This is a genomic window from Martelella sp. (assembly GCF_984369615.1).
In genome coordinates, this window is record NZ_CFHTCS010000536.1 from 1 (window position 1) to 2,103 (window position 2,103).

The window sequence follows — 2,103 nt, forward strand, 5'->3', positions numbered from 1 at the left end:
CGATCTCGACGGCACGCTTCTCGACCACGAAACCTATTCGCTGGAGCCGGCGCGGCCCGCGCTCGACGCGCTGAAGGGCCGCGGCATCCCGATCATCCTCGCCAGCAGCAAGACGGAGGCGGAGATGCGGCCCATCGCCGCGGATATCGGCATCGAAGACCCGATGATCGTGGAAAATGGCGCGGGGATCGTCGGACTGCCGGATGCGAAGGGCGGCGAGGCTGAAGCCTATCGGCGGCTGCGCGCGGCGCTTGAAGCGATGCCGCCCGCGCTCAGGCAGAAATTCCGGGGTTTTGGAGACTGGAGCGATGAAGAGGTAGCGGAGAAAACCGGCATGCGGCTCGAGGCAGCCCGGCTCGCCCGAAAGCGTCAGTTCTCCGAACCGGGGCTCTGGTCCGGCAGCGAGGAGGAACGGGAGGAATTCCGGGCGCTCCTGGCAAAGAGCGGCTTTCGGGCCGTGCAGGGCGGCCGGTTCTTCACGCTGATGCCGGAGACATCCAAGGCCGATGCGATGCGCAAGGTCGCGGACTTCTACCGCAGCAAGACGGAGGAAGCGGTCTTCACGATCGCGCTCGGCGATGCGCCGAATGATGCGGCAATGCTGGAAGCCGCGGACAAGGGCGTCATCATCGCCAACCCCGCCCATGCCCCGCTTGCCGAAACGGCCCGCGAACGCGAGGGCCGCATCATCCGCTCGGACAAGGCCGGTCCTTCGGGCTGGAACGACATGATATTGCAATTATTGGCACAATATAGTTGGTAGGTAAGGCCCCTCCCCTTTGGCCGTCCGCTTCCGGAACCTGCCGCAACAAAAACATCAGGAGCGCCCGCAATGGCTGATTTTCATCAAAATGGCGTTGTCGCAACGCTGCACAATCTGCGCGAGCGTTCGCTGCACCGGGTCGAGCGCGAACTGACCAGCTTCTCGGCAACCCGGCCGATCACCCTGATCCTGCCCTCGCTCTTCTCCGAGCTCGAGGCCGAGGCGCTGGACAACATCGTCAACCATCTGACGGAAGTGCCCTATATCTCCAACATCGTCATCGGCCTCGACCAGGCGGACGAGGAGCAGTACCGCTACGCGCTGAAATATTTCGGCCGCCTGCCGCAGAACCACGCCGTGCTCTGGAATGACGGACCGCGGATGCAGGCCGTCCACAACCGTCTCGGCGATGCGGCGCTTGCGCCGCAGGAGCCCGGCAAGGGCCGCAATGTCTGGTACTGTATCGGCTATGTGCTCGGCGCGCGCAATTCCTCCGTGGTGGCGCTGCATGACTGCGACATCGTCACCTATTCGCGCGAGATGCTGGCGCGCCTCGTCTATCCGGTCACCAATCCGGCCTTCCCGTACGTCTTCTCCAAGGGCTATTACCCGCGCATCGCCGACGGCTCGCTCAACGGCCGCGTCACCCGGCTTCTCGTCACGCCGCTTCTCCTGAGCCTCGAGAAGACCATCGGTCACCAGCCCTATCTCGATTACCTGAAGGCGTTCCGCTATCCGCTCGCCGGCGAATTCGCCATGCGCACCCATATCCTGCCCGATATCCGCATTCCCTGGGACTGGGGGCTGGAAATCGGCGTTCTCTCGGAACTGTGGCGCAATTATTCCAACGCCGCGATCTGCCAGGTCGATATTGCCGACGCCTATGACCACAAGCATCAGCCGCTGTCGCCGGAAGATGCCAGGAAGGGCCTGTCGCGCATGTCCACGGATATCTGCAAGGCGGTTTTCCGCAAGCTGGCGACCGACGGCGTAACCTTCTCGCAGGAAACGCTCAGGACCGTGAAGGCCTCCTATTTCCGCACGGCGCTCGATCTGGTCGAGATCTATCACAATGACGCCCGCATGAACGGGCTTTCGACGGATCGCCATAAGGAAGAGCAGGCCGTGGAACTCTTCGCCACCAATCTGATCGAGGCCGGCAATTCCTTCCTCGAGGAGCCCGACGCCACGCCGCTGATGCCGCGCTGGAACCGCGTCCTGAGCGCCCTGCCCGACATTCTCGACGAAATGCAGGCCGCCGTCGCCGCCGATATGGCGGAATACGGCTAGAGCGCCGTGCATCCATTCGGATGCACAAAGGACGCTCTAACCTATTGAAT

2 protein-coding genes are annotated in these 2,103 nt (G+C 63.1%); both read left to right on the forward strand.

Annotation, left to right across the window (positions count from 1 at the left end; genetic code table 11):
* On the forward strand, positions 1 to 763 hold a 763-nt coding region (locus tag AC5DC2_RS23400; RefSeq protein WP_491700216.1), incomplete at its 5' end, for an HAD-IIB family hydrolase.
* Between the two features lie 69 nt (positions 764 to 832).
* Positions 833 to 2,053, forward strand: a complete 1,221-nt coding sequence (locus AC5DC2_RS23405; protein WP_491700217.1) for a glycosyltransferase family protein — start codon at positions 833 to 835, stop codon at positions 2,051 to 2,053.
* Positions 2,054 to 2,103 lie beyond the last annotated feature (50 nt).

Coding starts and splice junctions, on each gene's coding strand:
- AC5DC2_RS23405 (WP_491700217.1), top strand. CDS start 833: ATGGCTGATTTTCATCAAAATGGCGTTGTCGCAACGCTGCACAATCTG.